The sequence below is a fragment of the Parapedobacter luteus genome, from assembly GCF_900168055.1.
In the GTDB taxonomy this organism is placed as follows: domain Bacteria; phylum Bacteroidota; class Bacteroidia; order Sphingobacteriales; family Sphingobacteriaceae; genus Parapedobacter; species Parapedobacter luteus.
This window is the reverse complement of the sequence record NZ_FUYS01000003.1, coordinates 511,033-529,834: the sequence shown is the minus strand read 5'-3', so window position 1 is coordinate 529,834 and position 18,802 is coordinate 511,033. Positions and strand designations below refer to the sequence as shown.

Below are 18,802 nucleotides of genomic sequence, written 5' to 3'. Positions count from 1 at the left end.
TATGAGAGTTTTAGTCGTTATATGTGCGGGATTGCTCACGTTTTCCGGATGCAATTTGTTGGATTTGGAGCCTGTCTCCCAAATTACAAGTAACCAAGCTTTTTCTGATCTCAATAGTGCTGAAGGAGCCGTCAACGGGATGTACAACAACTTGCAAACGCCGTATATGTGGCGTGTGCAGGTCTTGTCCGACGTGGCGTCGGACATGTCGCAACAGATTGACACGTGGGACGCATTGATTGCTACCGATGAATTTAACTGGAGTGTGGACAACTCCGAGGTAGAGGATTTGTATACGTCGTTTTACCGGTGTATCGATATCGCAAACAACATCATCGCTTATGTGCCCGAAATGGCTATCGATCAAGGGATCAAGGATGATATGCTGGGACAAGCTTACTGGGTCAGGGGCTTGGCTTATTTCGATCTGGCGCGCTTTTTCGGGGGGTATCCGCAGGTGTATGGTGAGTTGGGTGCCGTGATCGTCTTGACGCCTTCTTCGGGCATCACGGAAAGTGATTTGAAGCCAAGAAGTACATTGGCCGAAACATATGCGCAGGCTGAGTCGGATTTGCTTCAGGCACTGCAGCTGCTGCCCGAAGCGCGGTCGTCTACGGTATTGTCTAAAGTGAAAGCAACCAAACCCGCCGCGCGCGCACTGCTGGCCCGGTATTACCTGTATAACCGGCAATGGGATTTGGCTGAACAGTATGCCACCGATGCGATTGCGGGGAAATCACTGAATGTGCCTTTTATGAGCATTTTCAGGAACAAGAATACGGAAGAGTCGTTGTTTGAAGTGCAGTTTAGCAATGTGGATATCAACGGGCTGCGCAATTGGTACTACCCGTCCAACCTGAGTGCGCGGGGAGGTACTGCGCTTCATCAATCGACCTACGAGGCGATTGTGGCTGACCCGGCTGATACGCGTGCCCAGTTGATTGCACAGAATCCTGCCCGGCCGGTTTATTACCCTACGAAATGGGATGATCCGCAAGAGGGGGATAATTTTCAGTTGCTTCGCCTGGCGGAGCAGTACCTTATACGTGCTGAGGCGCGCGCCGAATTGGAGAACTTTGATGGTGCTTTGGAAGATTTGAATGCCGTGCGTGCAAGGGCTGGTGTAGCAGCGCGGACTGCTGCAGGCAAGGACGCGATCATTGCGGCTATCCTGGAAGAACGGCGCCTGGAGTTTGTGGGCGAGGGACAGCGCTGGTTTGACGTCATCCGCCGGGGGCTTGGCACAACGGTATTTACCAACATTGTGCGGACCACAGGAAGCCAGCCCAGCTATTCGTTATCGAATGCGGGTAGGCAAGTCATGCCCATCCCTTCGGTTGAAACCCGGGCTAATAACAATGTACAACAAAATGAGGCTTACCGATAGTCAAAAAACAATTCATTACTAACACTTTATTTACTTAAAAATGAGGATAAAACGATTAGCTGTTGTGCTGATGACGCTGACGGCGGGTGTATGCAGTAGCGCCCATGCCCAGGACATCAAAATCAACCCGGATTCGGCAGTCACGACCAACCATCAAGTGGTGGTAAAGGGCCAGACGGTCAAGTTTAGCGCCACGACGGGCATGCAACCGGTATGGGACGATAAAGGGAAAGCCCGTGCAGGGGTTTTTTATACGTACTACAAGCGGACGGACGTCCCGGGGCAGGATACCCGTCCCTTGGTCTTCTCGTTCAATGGCGGGCCGGGAGCCGGAGCGCTCTGGATGCGCCTGGGCTATACGGGCCCGCACCGTATCAAAATTGACGAGGAAGGGTTCCCCATCCAGCCGTATGGTATCGAGGATAATCCGCATTCGCTGCTCGATGTCGCTGATATCGTGTATATCGAGCCGGTCAATACCGGATACTCAAGGCCGGTGAATGGTGTTCCCGCATCGGATTTCTTCGGCGTAAAAACGGATGTGCAATACTTGGCCCAATGGATTACGACTTTCGTATCGAGAAACAATCGGTGGATTTCTCCGAAATACTTGGTAGGCGAGAGCTACGGCACGACGCGTGTCTCCGGCCTGGCATTGGAGTTGCAAAACCGCCACTGGATGTATATCAACGGGGTGGTGCTGGTGTCGCCTACTGGTCTGGGAATTCGCCGCGATGGCCCGGTGGCTGATGCCAACAAGCTGCCGTATTACGCGGCGGTGGCTTGGTATCATAAGAAGCTGCCCAGCGATTTGCAGCAAAAGGACCTCACAGCTGTGCTGCCCGAAGTTGAAGCGTTTACCATCAAGGAACTGATTCCGGCAATGGCTCAAGGTGGATTTATCGATGCAAACGAACGGAAGGCCATTGCCGATCGCATGTCGCGGTACATGGGCATTTCATCGCAGGCTATTTTGGATCATAACCTGGCTGTGCCCATGCAATTCTTTTGGAAAGAACTTCTGCGCAAGGAAGGATATACGGTTGGGCGTCTGGATTCGCGGTACTTGGGTATCGACAGGATGGTGGCAGGCGGACAGCCTGATTACTCACCGGAGAATACGACCTGGCAGCACATTTTTACGCCAGCCAACAACTACTATTATACCAACTACTTGAAATATCACACGGATCTGGAATATTATGTCGCCGGCCATACCCGGCCCTGGCCGCGGGAGGGCGCCGAGACGGAGACCGCCGGCGAAGATCTCCGGCAGGCCATGGCCATGAATCCGTTTATGCATTTGCTGGTGCAATCGGGTTATTACGACGGGGCGTGCGACTATTTCAATGCGCAGTATAACATGTGGAACCTCGACCCAAGCGGCAAGCTGAAAGATCGCATGCATTGGAAGGGATATCGCAGTGGCCACATGATGTACTTGCGATATGAAGATTTGGCTTCTTCAAATGAGGATTTGCGCGAATTTATCAAACTGAGCATTCCCAAAGAAGGCGTCCCTGCGAAATATACCGTTGACTGAGTAAGCGTATGGCTATGAATAAACTTGTTTTTGCCCTTATGCTCTTGCCCTACATTTGCCAAGCGCAAGATCGATCATTTAATCCCGATTCTGCGGTAACGACCAAGCATGAGGTCATGATAAATGGACAAACCGTCAAGTTCAACGCAGTAACCGGCATGCAGCCGGTATGGGATGAATCAGGCAAGGTGATTGCCGGTGTTTTTTACACCTATTATTACCGCACCGATGTGGCGAATCAGGCGACCCGGCCTATTGCTTTTTCGTTCAACGGGGGGCCGGGTGCAGGTGCCCTGTGGATGCGGCTCGGCTATACCGGGCCGCACCGCGTACGCATCGATGACGAGGGGTATCCGATCCAGCCTTATGGAATAGAAGATAACCCGCATTCGTTGCTGGATGTCACGGATCTGGTGTATGTGGAGCCGGTCAATACCGGCTATTCGCGCCCTGTCGGCGATGCGCCGCTTGCGCAGTTCCTGGGTATCAACAACGACCTCACCTACTTGGGAAACTGGTTGTCGACGTTTGTGACCCGGCACAACCGATGGGCTTCGCCGAAATATTTGATTGGCGAAAGTTATGGGACGTACCGCGTGTCGGGACTGGCCCTGGAGCTGCAAAACAGGCATTGGATGTACATCAATGGTGTGGTATTGGTATCTCCCGGGACGTTAGGATTCTGGCGGTATGGACCGGTGGGTGATGCCAATTTGCTGCCCTACTATGCGGCCACGGCTTGGTACCATAAAAAACTGCCGGCGGACCTGCAGCGGAAGGATCTGGAGGAGATGCTTCCCGAAGTGGAGGCTTATACGGTGGACTCGCTGATACCTGCGTTGGTAAGGGGCGGCTACCTCGATGAAGGGAAGAGGCAAGCTATTGCGCACAAAATGTCCCGGTACATGGGGATCTCCGAAACCGCTATCCTGCAACATAACCTGGTGGTGCCGATGGCCTTTTTCTGGAAAGAGCTGTTGCGCGCAGAAGGCTATTCCATTGGCAGGCTGGACTCGCGGTACCTGGGCATCGACCGGACGGTCGCAGGCGAAAGACCGGACTATGCAGCGGAGAATACGTCGTGGCAGCATACGTTCACACCAGCAAACAACTATTACATCAAAAATTACCTGAAGTACGATACGGATCTGGAATATTACGTGGCTGGCCACGCTTCATGGAACCGGTTTGCGCTGGAAAACAAAACCGGCGAGAGCTTGCGGCAGGCCATGGCGATGAATCCGTTTTTGCATGTGCTCGTCCAATCGGGGTATTATGACGGGGCTACCGACTATTTCAATGCGCAATACAACCTTTGGCAGATGGACCCCAGCGGCAAACTGAAATCCCGGATGGATTGGAAAGGCTATCGCAGCGGTCACATGATGTATTTGCGCAAGGAGGATCTGAAGGCAGCCAACGACGACTTGCGGGCGTTTATCGCCAAAACGCTGCCAGCGGAAGATATGCCCGCAAAATATCGTGTTGATTAACTTAATGAACGAGCGTATGAAGCATGTACTAATCGTGATTGCCGCCTGTTGCTTGTCAGGTATCGGCATGAGTGGCAGGGGGTACGCCCAAGGCCGAGTAGCGGGGGCACCCGATAGGGCAGAGGGAGAGGGGCCCTGGAAACAATTGATCATCCGGGGGGTGACGCTGATAAACAGTACGCTTTCGCCACCAATGGGGCCAGTGGATATCGTGGTGGAAGGTAACCGGATTACCAACGTAGCGGTTGTCGGTGCACCGGGTGTGCCGGTCAACGAAGCGCGCAGGCCAAAACTCGTGGAAGGCGGGAAGGAACTGGATGCCACAGGGATGTATCTGCTGCCGGGTTTTGTAGACACGCATGCCCATATCGGTGGATCGCAGGCGGCGTCCGCCGAATATGTTTTTAAACTGTGGATGGCGCATGGCGTGACAACCATTGCCGATCCGGGATGTGGCAATGGCCTGGAATGGGTGTTGGATCAGAAAAAGAAAAGTGCGGAAAATACGATTACAGCGCCAAGGATTAAGGCTTACGCGCGGTTCGGGCAAGGGGTAAGCGGACCCATCAGTACCGAAGAGCAGGCCATCGCATGGGTGCGCAGCAACAAGGAAAAGGGGGCCGACGGCATCAAATTTTTCGGTGCTGAACCGCACATCATGGATGCCGCCATCAAAGAAAACAAACGCCTGGGGCTACGGTCAAAAACGCACCATGCACAGGTGTACGTAGGACGCTGGAATGCGCTGCACAGTGCCCGGGCGGGACTTACAGCATTGGAGCATTGGTATGGGTTGCCGGAGGCGATGTTTACGGATCGTACGGTACAGGATTATTCGCTGTCATACAACTACCAGGATGAGCAAGATCGCTTCGGTGAAGCAGGACAGTTGTGGGAACAGGCAGCCGAACCTTACTCTGAACGATGGAATAAGGTGATGGATGAGCTGATTGCACTGGATTTTACGCTTTCGCCTACGTTGGTGATTTATGAGGCCAGCAGGGACCTGATGCGCGCAAGGCGGTCGGAGTGGCACGAGGAATACACCCTGCCTTCGTTGTGGGAGTTTTACAAGCCCAACCGGGTTTCGCACGGATCGTATTGGTTTAATTGGGGGACGGAACAGGAGCTGCAATGGAAACGCAACTACCAGCTGTGGATGAAGTTTATCAATGAATATAAAAACCGGGGTGGCCGCGTCACCGTTGGCACGGATGCCGGATTTATCTATGCGCTGTACGGGTTTGCTTATCCGCGGGAAATGGAGCTCCTGCGTGAGTCGGGCTTCCATCCGTTGGAGGTCATCAAGGCGGCGACGCTCAACGGTGCGGAATCGTTGGGTATGGACGACGAAATCGGCAGCGTGGAAGTCGGCAAGCTGGCGGATTTTGTCATCGTGGACCAAAATCCACTGGAAAATCTGCAGGTATTGTACGGCACTGGCGCCATCCGGGTGACGGAAGAGAATGAGGTGGTGCGTGTGGGTGGCGTAACGTATACCGTGAAGGACGGTATTGTCTACGATGCAAAGAAATTGCTGGATGATGTGAAGGAAATGGTACGTCAGGAAAAGGCCAAGGAAAAGTATGAAATCCTGCAGCCGGGTATTTACCATCATTCGATGTTTAAATAAATTCTACCTACGGTAGCGTGTCATGGTGGCGCGTATACGGTCTGGAATAGACCGTATACGCGCCGCTGTCGTTATGGACGTGAACCGACCGGCGTATTCGCGATAGTTAAAAGTTATGCTTAATATTGGGTTTTTAAATCAAACGAATAAAAAGATGAAGATCATTGTACTGGATGGACATACGCTGAACCCCGGCGACTTAAGTTGGGACGATCTGGGCAGTTTGGGTGAACTGACCGTATATGACCGAACGACCGCCGACCAAATCGTGGAACGGGCAAACGGCGCTGAAGCCTTACTGACGAATAAAGTGCCATTGGATGCCGAAATACTGGAACAACTGCCGGACCTGAAATACATCGGAGTGCTGGCCACCGGGTACAATATCGTGGATATTGACTACGCCAGGGAAAAGGGAATCGTGGTGACCAATGTGCCGGGATACAGCACGGCGTCTGTTGTGCAGCTGACTTTTGCATTGCTATTGGAACTTTGCCACCATGTACAGCGACACAGTGACGCCGTCGCTTCGGGCAAATGGTCGCGATCACCTGATTTCTGCTTCTGGGATTATCCATTGATGGAGCTTTCGGGCAAGACATTGGGCATCATCGGATTCGGTGATATCGGCCAGCGCGTGGCAGACGCCGCCGCCGCATTCGGCATGGACGTCATTGGATATAGCCGTACGCAAACCGATCAGTCTTACCGACGGAATTTCCGTTGGGCAAGCTTGGACGAATTGCTGGCACAGGCTGATGTAGTGAGTCTCCACTGTCCGCTCACGCCGCAAACCAAGGGCCTGATAAACGCCGGTAGCCTGAAAAAGATGAAAGAAACTGCATTTCTTATCAATACGGCGCGCGGGCCACTTGTGGTGGAAGAAGATCTTGCGAAAGCGCTGAACAGCGGCGGCATCGCCGGTGCCGGCCTTGACGTGTTGTCCGCCGAGCCGCCGGCTCCGGACAATCCGTTGTTTGGCGCACGACATTGTTTGATTACCCCGCATATTGCATGGGCTACGAAAGAGGCGCGGACCCGCCTGATGGAGGTTGCTGTGTGTAATTTGATGGATTATCAGAAAGGGGATTCAAAAAACGTCGTTAATGTGTAGGTTTTTTGGGTTTTGTTGAATTTTTCGTCTTGTTTTACTGACTAAAATTGTGTTTTTCTTATTTGTTTTGTTTTTTATTGATGAAAAATAAAATATTTTTACTATTTTATTGTGAATTATATAAGAATATGGTTATGTTTGTGTGTATTGATAGGTGAGTTTTAATTTTTTTATTTCTCCATTGCTGGTGTTGTGCTGTGTTGGTTGTTTTTTGGGGATTCTCGCTTTTTCTGTCTTGAAAAGATAAGTGAATCGGTGGTTTGCACGGGACCGTAGTAGTCTGGTATGCTGATAGCTGGACTATCAAACACATACGGTGTTTGCAGGTTAACGATTTTTAGCTGCCAAATGTATGTAATTAAATATAGGCGTCAACAGGCTTAACCGTTTTATATGAATCATTTTTACCCTCCTTGAGCATGACCGGAAATACCCGATACCAATAAAAAAGCAGGAGTGTTCGCACCACTCCTGCATGGACAAGGTATCACTACTAATAAAACGTCATTATTCTCTAATAGCTAACCTTAATTTGGTAAAAGTATGAAATACTTTTTATTTGGCAAAACGATGCCAAGTGGTGTGCATAGGCATATCCAATTAAAACCTAAACCCAAACCCGTCTGCAGCGTCTTTGCGTTCCTGTGTGCCCTGATGTTTTCAGGCACGATGGGCGTTCGGGGTGCCGTATCGCTGGTCCCGGACGCCGCTTTTCAAGAACTCATAACGGTTTCGGGAACGGTGCGCGATGAGACCGGCGCTCCTTTGCCCGAGGCTACTGTACATGTGAAAGGCAGCAGTACACTGGCGACGAAAACGAATGACGATGGGCAATTTTCACTTCGGGTGCCGGTGGGATCAACCATTGAGGTGACATTCCTGGGGTATAGCGTTGCCGAGGTTGTCGTGAGAACCCCGGGTCCTTATACCATTAACCTTGAACCCGACGCGTCGGAGTTGGACGAGGTGCTTGTCGTTGGATATAGTACCCAGTCAAAAAAGGAATTTACAGGTGCCGCAAGCCGCATTGTGGCTGATCAAGTCAAGGAAATCCCGGTACAGAGTTTTGATCAGGCGCTTATAGGAAGGGCTGCCGGCGTAAAAATCAACTTACCAAACGGGGTATTGAACAATGCGCCGGTTATCCGCATCAGGGGAACGAATTCCATATCACTAAGCTCTTATCCATTAATCGTCATAGACGGTATTCCGGTGACAAGCGGCGATGTGTCTTCAAACGCTACCGTGGCCAACAACCCGCTGGCAGACATTAACCCAGCCGATATTGAATCGATTGACGTATTGAAGGATGCTGCATCAACGGCTATTTACGGATCCCGGGCGGCTAATGGCGTCATTTTAGTTACTACCAAAAGAGGTAAAGAGGGAAGCGCCCGGGTGACTTATGACGGCTGGGTAGGCGTGACCGAGCCGGTAAGGCTTCCAAAGTTGCTGGAGGCGGAAGACTTCATGATGATCAAGAACGAAGCGCAACTGAACAGGAAGATACTGAGCGGTCAGGCGGATAACGATGCTGTTGCGTCGGCGTTGTTCTTCCCAAGTTATCATCCAGATGGGTCGCTGGTGAATACCAATTGGTATGACTATATTTTTCAAACGGGTGTGCAGCACAGCCATGCGGTAACGGTGAGCGGTGGCAGTCCGAAGACGCGTTACTTCTTTTCGGCCAACCTTACCGAGCAGGAGGGGTTCTTGCAGACGAACGAGTTTGACCGGACGGGGCTTCGATTTAATTTGGACCATGATGTAAACTCGTGGCTCAAGTTGAGAGGTAATATAAGTTATACCAAGTCTGAAAATAGGGCGCCAAACTCGGGTTCCATGGAAGGCAACGCACAGCTGATTGTAGGCGCTGCCCGGATGGCTTATACCCTTAATCCGAATGTGCCGGCGTATAATCCGGATGGTACCCCACACCTGGCCAACACGCCGGGCGGACCTATCGGCAATGGCAACAACCAGGTCGTGAGCGTCTATTATAATCCGGTGGCTTTATTTGAGCTGGCTAAATACAGCTCGACCAACGATCGGATATTGGCGAATGTGGGAGCGACCGTTAACCTGTTGAAGGGCCTGAATTTCACGACCAGTTATTCGGTAGACCGGTTGTCCACTCTTAATGTCAGCTCGCTGAGTCCCGAGCATGGATCCAGTTCGTCTACAAACGGTAGTGTGACGAACGTATCGACTTTATTTAACAACTGGAATTTTACCAATACGTTGAATTATGACACGCGATTTGCGGACCACCACATTTCGGCCGTTGGTGGTATGGATGTGCAGGATTTTTCGACGAACCGATGGGGAGTCAATGTGCAGCAAGCTTCCGATCCGTATTTTACCGATGTTCAGGGTAACTGGGGGCAAGTATCGCAGTCAGGTAACTTGCTGATAAATTGGGCCTTTTTATCCTATTTCGCAAGCTTGAATTACGACTATAAGAGTCGTTATTTCATTAAGTTCAATTTCAGGCGGGATGGCAATTCGGCGTTAGGCGCTTCGACCAAGTGGGGTAACTTTGGCGGGGCATCCGCCGGATGGACACTGTCTGAAGAAGCGTTCTACCAGGGTTCCGCTATAAGTACCGTCATGAGTAGTGTCAAACTGCGGGGCGGCTGGGGCCGGGTAGGCAACGGCGAGATGAATTCACGGTATGGCTCGCTCATTTTGTTCTCTTCGGCGCTTTACGGGAGTGCTTCTACGTGGCACCTTAGCCAAGCAGGCAATTCGGATCTGGGCTGGGAGACCAGTGAACAAACCAATATCGGGGCGGATTTGGGCTTTTGGAACGACCGGATATCGGTTGATTTCAGCTGGTTCAATAACAATGTAAACGGGTTGATCTTGGAGGTGCCGCAGTCTCCTTCAAAGGGTATTCCCGGCAATGCAATTCTGGGGAACGTCGGATCATTGTACAACCGAGGTGTTGAATTAGGAATTAGCGGGGATGTCGTCAGAAAAGGGAAGTTTTCATGGAATGCTTCGTTCAATTTCACGAGCATCAAGAATGAGGTGACTGCACTTGAAGGCGAAGGCTCGCGTATCGTAAGCACCTCTTCGGGCAATCCGTTTAACATGACGCAGGCGGGCTACTCCGTAGGCACGTTGTACGGAGCGGTCACCAATGGTGTCAATCCGGCTACCGGCCAGCGTATTTACATGAATGCGGCTGGTGAACAAGTGCAATATTCGGCAGCTTTTCCTTCGGGAGGCTCTGCGTGGACATACCTGGATGGTCGCCCGGCACCGGCAATCACGGCGGCTGATTACCAACCCTTGGGAAATGCTTTGCCCACATGGTATGGCGGCTTTAATAATACGTTTCGGTATGGAAGCTTCGATGCAGGAATTAACTTTTCCTTTTCTGGCGGCAACTATGTCTTGAATGGCAATACCGGAACCTGGTTGGACCAACGGTATTTCAATAATTCGGTCAAAGTGCTGGACCGTTGGCAACAGCCCGGCGATGTGACGGACGTGCCACGTCTTGTATTCAACGACAATTTTGCAAGTGCAAACATTCCGAACATCTCCGATTATGTCGAAAAAGGCGATTTTTTGCGCTTGCAAAATGTACTGATAGGGTACCGGCTGCCTAACCAGTTGCTCGCAAAAGCCGGTATCAGCTCGGCACGGATTTACGTGCAAGCTACCAATGTGTATTTGTTTACGAATTACACAGGGGTGGAACCGGAATCATCCATCAATGGGAATAATCCCAGATCTCCCGGTATTGAGTACAATTCCCTGGGCAACGGACGTACGTTTACGTTTGGGATGAACCTCGGCTTTTAGGAATGAAACAGGCAGGATTTCGGATAAGGTTAATCATTAAAATTGAACAGCTATGAATATCACATATAAATCCATCAAGAAGCTCGGAGCCGCATTAGGCATTGCTTGCTTGGTGAGCATTTCTTCGTGCAGTGAAGAGGAGTACCTGCAACAGATTCCCCCCACGCAGCTTAGTTATTCCGATATATTCAGAACCCCGGCACGCATCGAAGGGCTGGTAAACGGCATCTATGCGTCACTTAAGGGATCAAATTTCTATGGGGGGAGGTTATTACTGTTTCTGGATGTGCGTGGCGAGGATTTTATCAATACGACGGCCAACTCGTTTACCGGCTATGACGCCTGGGCGCATTCGTACAATTCTTCTTCAGCTGACATCCTTAACGTCTGGTCCACGGGGTACACCACGATAAACCGGGCCAATTTTGTCATTGAAGGGCTGGCGGCAAATCCGGGCGTAGTGGATGAAACGACAGCAGCGGGGTATGTGGCGGAAGCCAAATTTCTGCGTGCGCTTTCTTACTTTACGTTGGTGACCATATTTGCCCGCCCTTATGCGGAGAACGATGGCGCTTCGCCCGGCCTGCCTCTGCGGTTGCAGGCCGAGACAACGTCTGAAAATAATAATTTAGCCCGTAGTACGGTGGCTCAGGTTTATTCGCAGATTCTCCAGGATTTGGACGACGCCGAGGCAAACCTGCCCGATGAATATGCTTCGGCTTTATTGAATACAACACGGGCACATAGAAATACGGCAATTGCGTTGAAAACGCGGGTGTACCTCAATCAAGGGAACTGGAACGCGGTCATTGCTGAGGCCCGCAAGATTGTCCCCCAGACCGCGGCGCCTTTTTCGGCGACTACCGGCGTGGCTCACGCGCTTCAAAGTGATATTGTCGAGACGTTAACGAATAACTTCACCACGGCAGAATCCATCTTTTCCATGCCATTTACCAACCTGGACAATTTAAGCGGCCAGTCCGCGCTGGGATACCTCTACAATGGCAACTCGGAGTATTTCCTGAATCCAGCGGGGATATTGGGTAGCGCTCAATGGGCTGAAGGAGACGACCGGTGGGGACTGCTGCGCTTCAACGCGACCAATGGCCGTTATTACCTGAGTAAATATGGTCGGGATGCGCCTTTCCTGCGATATATACCTGTGATTCGCTACGCAGAAGTGTTATTGAACTATGCGGAAGCGGCGGCGGAGACCGGAGATTTTGTCTTAGCCAGGGGATTGCTGGAAGCTGTTCATCATCGGTCTGATCCAGACTATGTCTTTCCTGTATCGGCTACTGCTACAAGGGGGGCATTGGTTGCCAGCATAGAAACCGAGCGTCGAATCGAATTATTGGGTGAAGGTTTCCGATCGAATGATTTGCTGCGCCGGCTGTATACGATTCCCGAAAAAGTAGGCCCATCCTTTTCGGCTTCGGCGGTGCCACCCGCTGCGGAAAATTACATCTGGCCAATGTCGAACGACGAAATTTTGACAAATAATTTGATTTCCGATTGATTTAGCATGTATATTCATGGCGTTTTTACCAAATACCATAATTGTATGAAACCTGCGATGACAGCGACTTGCGCAAAAGACGATGCAATGCAGGATTTCATGAAGCCATTAACCAATAAATTAATTAACGAATGAAACGTGCTATCCATGTAGGCTTGTGGCTACTTACTTCTGTTGGACCGGTCTTAGGACAGGGGCGGCAGGATGCAGGCAATCCCCAGCCGGCAAAGACCATCGGAGCTGCCACCGCAAACCATCAGAAGTTTGAAGGCTTTTTTGATTTTTATTATGACAACAGCAGCGGCAAGATCCTGCTGGAGGTCGATCGGTTCGATGAGGAGTTTCTGTATTTCAGTGCGATCGCCGCAGGAGCCGGCAGTGCAGCCGAAAAGGGACGTGCGACTTCCTACATCGTCAAATTTGTAAAGGTAGGGCCCAAAGTTTTCCTGTTGCGTCCGGAGTATAATTACCGTGCAGTGAATGGCAATGAGGACGAGGTGAAATCCGTAGAAACGGCGTTTGCCAAATCGATTATTTGGGCATTCAATCCGGTGGCTGCGGAAGGCGGCCGGGTATTGGTTGATTTGACGCCATTCCTGATTCGCGATAGCCAGGGCATTGCGGGGAGCCTGGCTGGTGGTGGTAGTCGTGGCGGTGCTGCCGGTGGTGGGAATGCGTACCGTGTCGATGATAGCCGTTCAGCTATTTTCATGGAGAATACCAAGAACTTTCCGAAAAACTCGGAATTCGAGGCGGTCGTCACCTTTGCAGGGGGAGCCTCAGGTGGGGGTGGCGGTTTTGGCCGCGGGGGCGGCATTGCGCCGGATCCTGCAGCGGTGACACTGCACCTGCACCAGTCCTTTGTGGCGCTTCCCGAGCCGGGTTTCAACATGCGGAAGTTTGATGCTCGTTCGGGCTTCAACGCATTTACCTATATGGATTTTTCCGCTCCCATGGAAGAGCCGCTGACCAAGCGCTTTATCAGGCGACACCGCTTGCAAAAGAAAGACCCTCAGGCGGCGATTAGTGAGCCTGTGGAACCTATTGTGTATTATGTCGATAGGGGCGCGCCCGAGCTGATTAAAAAAGCGCTTATCGAAGGGGGGGCGTGGTGGAATGAAGCGTTTGAAGCTGCGGGATTCCGCAACGCCTTCATCGTCAAAGAGCTGCCTGCCGATGCTGATCCGATGGACATCCGGTACAACGTGGTTAACTGGATCAACCGGAGCGGTAGCCCAAGGGCGTTTTCGTATGGCTCTTCGTATACCGACCCCCGTACCGGTGAAATCATCAAAGGGGTAGTCACCCTGGGGGCTGATAGGCACCGCCAGGACTACCTGATTGCCGAGGGGTTGTTGCAGCCTTATGAAACCGGTAAGCCGGCTTCTAAGCAGATGGAAGAAATGGCCCTGGCGCGGATAAGGCAGCTGTCTGCCCATGAAATAGGGCATACGCTGGGTTTCATGCATAATTTTGCGGCCAGTCCCAAGGGGCGTGCGTCGGTCATGGATTACCCATTCCCGCGTATTGATCTGGATAAAGATGGAACCCTTAGCTTGGACAGCGCTTATGGTGTGGGGATTGGCAGCTGGGATATCCGGGCAGTTATCTGGGGATACGCTGAATTTCCGCCGGGCGCAGATGAAGATGCTGAACTTGAAAAAATTATGCAGGAGACGCTGGCGCAGGGGCACCAATATATACCTGACATCGGCGGGTATACTCATCCGGTGTCGCACCAGTGGGATGATGGCGTGGATCCCATTGAACAACTGCAACACCTGATGAAGGTGCGCCGATTGGTTCTTGACCGGTTTTCAGAACGGGCCATACGCGACGGGGAGCCCATGACGACGATACACGAAGTGCTGGTGCCGGCCTACCTGCTGCATCGGTACCAGATCGAAGCTGTGGCGAAAAGTGTGGGCGGATTGTATTTTACGCATGCTATCAAAGGCGATGGGCAGGAGCCTACGCGCATGGTTGAGCCGGACCGGCAATGGAAGGCTTTCGATGCGCTGATGACTACCATTACGCCCGAAGCATTGGCACTGCCCGAAACGCTGATTCAAAAAATACCGCCCCGCCCATCGGGCTATCCCCGTAGCATCGAGCTTTTCTCAGGGAATACCGGCCCCACATTTGATCCGCTTGCTGCTGCGGCTTCGGCGGCTACCGAAACTGTTGCGTCGCTGCTCAATGCCGAGCGGGCTGCCCGTCTTGTGGAATACAAAGCGCGGGATAGCAAACAACCCGGCTTGATGGCAGTACTGGACCGGCTACTCGCTGAAACATGGGGCAAGCCCCTTGCTACTGGTTATGCCGGCGCGCTGCAAACCACGGTAAATCACCTTGTGCTCACACACTTGTTGAAACTGGCAGCGGACAAGGAGGCTTCAGGCATTGTACGGGGCCAGGCATTGCTAAAAATCAACGACTTGAAAACAAGGCTACAGGCGGACCTCAACTCAGCTAATGACGAGCAAAAGGCACAAGCGTTATTTGCGGTGTCTCAGATTGAGAAATTTGAGAAGGATCCGGATGAGTTCCAGCCGGGACGTACGTTTGAAATGCCACCGGGAGCGCCCATCATGCCTGGCATGGATTTTCTACGGCATAGCCACACGGAAAATTGCGGACATTTTATAACGAACTAACCGGTTGACCGGTTTAAGAGCCTTGGTGGCCAGCATCCATGCTTTCATGCAATGGATTTTGGCCACCAAGGCGTTTTTATGTTGCGGGTTAGTCCCGTAGTTTTTCCGCTCCGGCCTTGATTTCGTCGACAATGCCAGGGTCAAGCAAGGTGGTGGTATCGCCCAGACTGGCGGTGTCGCCCTCGGCGATCTTCCGGAGAATGCGCCGCATGATTTTGCCTGATCGGGTCTTGGGTAGACCGGACACAAACTGAATCTTATCCGGCTTGGCGATGGCGCCGATGATGCGGCTCACGGTTTTATGAATGTCTTGCCGGGTGAGGTCTTCATCTAAATGATGTTGGCTGGCAATAACAAAGGCATATATTCCCTGGCCTTTAACCGCATGGGGATACCCGACGACTGCCGATTCGATTACGTCACTGTGCATATTGATGGCGTTTTCTACTTCGGCGGTACCAATGCGGTGCCCGGAAACATTTAATACGTCATCTACGCGCCCGGTAATGCGGTAATAGCCGTTTTCGTCGCGTAAACAGCCGTCACCGGTGAAATAAAGGTTTTCATAGGCGGAGAAGTAGGTTTGGCGGCACCGCTCATGGTCGCCGTATGTGGTGCGGAGCATCCCTGGCCACGGGAATTTAATGCAAAGATTCCCGCTCACGCCATTTCCTTCGATCTCGTTGCCGTTTTCGTCCACCAGGATAGGCTGCACGCCGGGAAGGGGGAGCATGGCATAACCCGGGACTGTCGGCGTTACGCCGGCAATCGGCGAAATGAGGAAACCGCCTGTTTCGGTTTGCCACCAGGTGTCAACGATGGGCGCTTGGCCGCGGCCTATTTTTTCGTTGAACCAGTGCCAAGCCTCTTCGTTGATTGGCTCGCCGACCGAACCAAGTTTGGTAATACTGCTTAAGTCTTTGCCTTCGACAAATTGATCCCCTGCCGCCATCAAGGAGCGGATAGCCGTTGGCGCGGTGTACACAATATTGACGCTGTGTTTTTCGACGATATCCCACAGGCGGCCGGCGTCGGGCCAAGTGGGGATACCCTCGAACATCAACGAAGTAGCACCTTGCGAAAGCGGGCCGTATATAATGTATGAATGGCCTGTTATCCAGCCGATGTCTGCTGTACAGAAGTATACTTCGCCGGGTTGATACTGAAATGCATTGGCAAATGTGTACCCCGTGTAAACCATATAGCCCCCGCAGGTATGTACCACCCCCTTGGGTTTGCCTGTGGAGCCGGACGTATATAAAATGAACAGCATGTCTTCAGCGCTCATTTCTTCGGCAGGGCATGGTGGATTGCCTTGGGTTTCTACCTTTTTGATTTCATCTTCCCACCAGACATCCCGACCTTTGATCATGGAAACCGCCGTACGGGTACGGGTGAGTACGATGACCCGTTCAACGGATTTGCATTGCACAAGCGCGTCGTCCACGATGCTTTTTAACTCGATGATCTTCGTTCCCCGGTATCCGCCGTCGGCCGTAATGACTAACCGGCAGTCTGCATCATTGATGCGGTCTGCGATGGATTGCGCTGAAAATCCGCCGAAGACGACGGAATGTATGGCTCCAATACGTGCACAGGCCAATACTGCGATGACCAGCTCTGGCACCATCGGAAGGTATATGCATACCCGATCACCTTTTTGAACACCGTTGTTTTTCAAGACATGGGCAAATTGTTCAACCTTGTCAAGCAATTGTTTATAGGTAAGGATGCGGTAGGCTTCATTGGGATCGTTGGGTTCCCAGATGATGGCAGGCTTATCGCCAAGCTTATAGATATGGCGATCGAGGCAATTTTCGGTGATATTGAGTCTCGCGCCTCCAAACCATTTGATTTTTGGCTCCTTGAAATTCCAGTCTAATACGTTGAACCATTTGCGCCGCCAATAAAAATTTTCGGCGATAGCCGCCCAGAACTCCTCGGGTTTTTCGACGCTGTAACGGTACACTTCTTGGTATTCTTCAAATGATTTGATTTGTAAATCCATGTTTAGTTTATGTTTTTATGTGTTATTTTGTTGGACAACACGTTGGCCTACTTTTGGTTTTTAACGTTGGCTAATTTACATACTTTTTGGAAAAAAGAGAATTTTCTGCCAAATGGCGCGTAATTACTTTATAAAGGTATTGGATCTTTTGCTATTTAGCAACGTGTTCATCGCGTGTTGTGCCGTGGCTCAGGGAAGCTTGTCTTACTTGTTGCTTTCCTTGCCGATGGATTACGCGGTCTTGGCTATACTGGGCTGTGCAACGCTGGCATTGTACAATTTCAGTATGATACTGGCAAGGCCCCAGTATCCCGAAACGTCGCCTTATCGGCGGGTACGTTGGATATTTCGCCATGAACGGTCGCTATGGGGATGGACGGCGGTGGCATTGGCCGTCGCTTTGCTATTGGGATTCCAGCTTCACCTGCCTTCGTTCCTGCTGTTGGGCGCGGTAGGGGCCATGGGACTGGCTTATAACGTACCGCTTATTCGCATGAAGGGCGAAAGGCGTTGGGTCGGCCTCAGGCAACTGACAGGAGTCAAGTTGTTTTACATCGGCGCAGTGTGGGCAATGAGCTGCGTGTTGTTACCGGTGGCCGAAGCTTATCACGATGGGTTCGCTATCGCTTGGACGCAGGTTGGACAGTTGGCCGCGTGGGTGTTTTTGTTTGTGGTGGCTATCACAATCCCGTTTGATGTGCGGGATATTTATCAGGACAGGTATTATGGGCTGAAAACGATTCCTGTATTGGTCGGCGAGCGAAAGGCGCTTGCGCTGTCGGCTATATTGCTGGTGATCCATATCGGTTGGGTATGGGCAAGCGGGCATGCATTGGACGTTCGTGTTGCCTTGTCCGTGACTTCATTGTTTTGCCTGCTTGCTATCCTGTTTCCACCGATGAAGAAGAATGAGTACTACTATTTCCTGGTGCTGGACGGGACGATGCTGCTTCAGTTTTTGGTGGTATGGGCTGCAAATTAATGGGTGGTCGCTATCTCGTCCACACGGGTGTAGCAGCGCGGCGGAGTAGCGCGGCCCATCGTTTCATGCCCTTGGTATCATCAAGCGAGACATACGCGGTCAGGAATTCGACAACATCCAATTGCGTGTTAAACTTTTCTTTTTTTAGCCGGTTTAGGATCAATGCCGTGGTTCGGCGCAGAAAGACACGTACGATTTTGTCCAAGTGGGAGACGGGTTGTGGAATGATCACCTTCCCCCGTGTACATGCGCAAATCACTGCTGACCAATAGATACAGAAAAATGCTTCGAAAATGGGGGAAGTACTGTTGACGAAATTTTTGTTGGCAGCGGGCTTCTTGGCCCTACGGAAGGCGGCATATTGCTGTGTAAAATAGCTGATCAATCCTTGCCTGATTTCTTCGGTATCTTCATGGCATTTGGCAAGCTGCTCTTTGAAGAAGGCAGAGCGTTGTCGGAAGTCCCGGGTCGTGTAGTGTATCAACGATTGTTGCTCGCGGTTAGGCGTTTCATCCATCAACTTCTTCAGGCTAATGGTGTTGAAAAAGGATAGCTGGTGTGAAAAGTAACGGTTTATTAGGTCATTCATGGCAATTAGACGCTATTGTTAATCAAACATACAAGTTTTAGTTGTTTTTTCTTAATTTTAA

11 protein-coding genes are annotated in these 18,802 nt (G+C 51.4%); 9 read left to right on the top strand and 2 right to left on the bottom strand.

Annotation, left to right across the window (positions count from 1 at the left end; genetic code table 11):
- Position 1: 1 nt before the first annotated feature.
- The 8 genes from B5X72_RS08845 to B5X72_RS08810 all read left to right on the top strand — a co-directional run bounded on the left by B5X72_RS08845 (position 2) and on the right by B5X72_RS08810 (position 15,162).
- The gene (locus B5X72_RS08845) at positions 2-1,387 is read left to right on the top strand and encodes a RagB/SusD family nutrient uptake outer membrane protein (RefSeq protein ID WP_079716469.1); all 1,386 of its coding nucleotides are present in this window, start codon (positions 2-4) and stop codon (positions 1,385-1,387) included.
- Positions 1,388-1,427: 40 nt separating this feature from the next.
- A complete protein-coding gene (locus B5X72_RS08840; protein WP_079716468.1) occupies positions 1,428-2,930 on the top strand; it encodes a S10 family peptidase in 1,503 nt (500 codons plus the stop codon).
- Between the two features lie 14 nt (positions 2,931-2,944).
- Positions 2,945-4,423, top strand: coding sequence for a S10 family peptidase (locus B5X72_RS08835; protein WP_200122188.1), 1,479 nt, complete (start codon positions 2,945-2,947; stop codon positions 4,421-4,423).
- A 16-nt stretch (positions 4,424-4,439) separates the two neighbouring features.
- Positions 4,440-6,056: an amidohydrolase family protein gene (locus tag B5X72_RS08830; protein ID WP_079716558.1), complete on the top strand. Its 1,617-nt coding sequence runs from the start codon at positions 4,440-4,442 to the stop codon at positions 6,054-6,056.
- Positions 6,057-6,210: 154 nt separating this feature from the next.
- Complete coding sequence (locus tag B5X72_RS08825; protein WP_079716466.1) at positions 6,211-7,170, top strand: D-2-hydroxyacid dehydrogenase; 960 nt, start codon at positions 6,211-6,213, stop codon at positions 7,168-7,170.
- Positions 7,171-7,713: 543 nt separating this feature from the next.
- The gene (locus tag B5X72_RS08820) at positions 7,714-10,986 is read left to right on the top strand and encodes a SusC/RagA family TonB-linked outer membrane protein (protein WP_079716465.1); all 3,273 of its coding nucleotides are present in this window, start codon (positions 7,714-7,716) and stop codon (positions 10,984-10,986) included.
- A gap of 52 nt (positions 10,987-11,038) precedes the next feature.
- A complete protein-coding gene (locus tag B5X72_RS08815; protein WP_079716464.1) occupies positions 11,039-12,505 on the top strand; it encodes a RagB/SusD family nutrient uptake outer membrane protein in 1,467 nt (488 codons plus the stop codon).
- Between the two features lie 131 nt (positions 12,506-12,636).
- Positions 12,637-15,162: a zinc-dependent metalloprotease gene (locus B5X72_RS08810; protein ID WP_079716463.1), complete on the top strand. Its 2,526-nt coding sequence runs from the start codon at positions 12,637-12,639 to the stop codon at positions 15,160-15,162.
- A gap of 88 nt (positions 15,163-15,250) precedes the next feature.
- Here the strand turns inward: B5X72_RS08810 and acs are convergent, their stop codons facing one another.
- Positions 15,251-17,170, bottom strand: a complete 1,920-nt coding sequence (gene acs, locus B5X72_RS08805; protein WP_079716462.1) for an acetate--CoA ligase — start codon at positions 17,168-17,170, stop codon at positions 15,251-15,253.
- Between the two features lie 112 nt (positions 17,171-17,282).
- Here acs and B5X72_RS08800 point away from each other — a divergent pair, with 112 nt between their 5' ends.
- Entirely contained in the window at positions 17,283-18,152 is an 870-nt protein-coding gene (locus B5X72_RS08800; RefSeq protein WP_079716461.1) for a UbiA family prenyltransferase, read from the top strand.
- Positions 18,153-18,162: 10 nt separating this feature from the next.
- Here the strand turns inward: B5X72_RS08800 and B5X72_RS08795 are convergent, their stop codons facing one another.
- Entirely contained in the window at positions 18,163-18,741 is a 579-nt protein-coding gene (locus B5X72_RS08795; protein ID WP_079716460.1) for a hypothetical protein, read from the bottom strand.
- Positions 18,742-18,802: the final 61 nt, after the last annotated feature.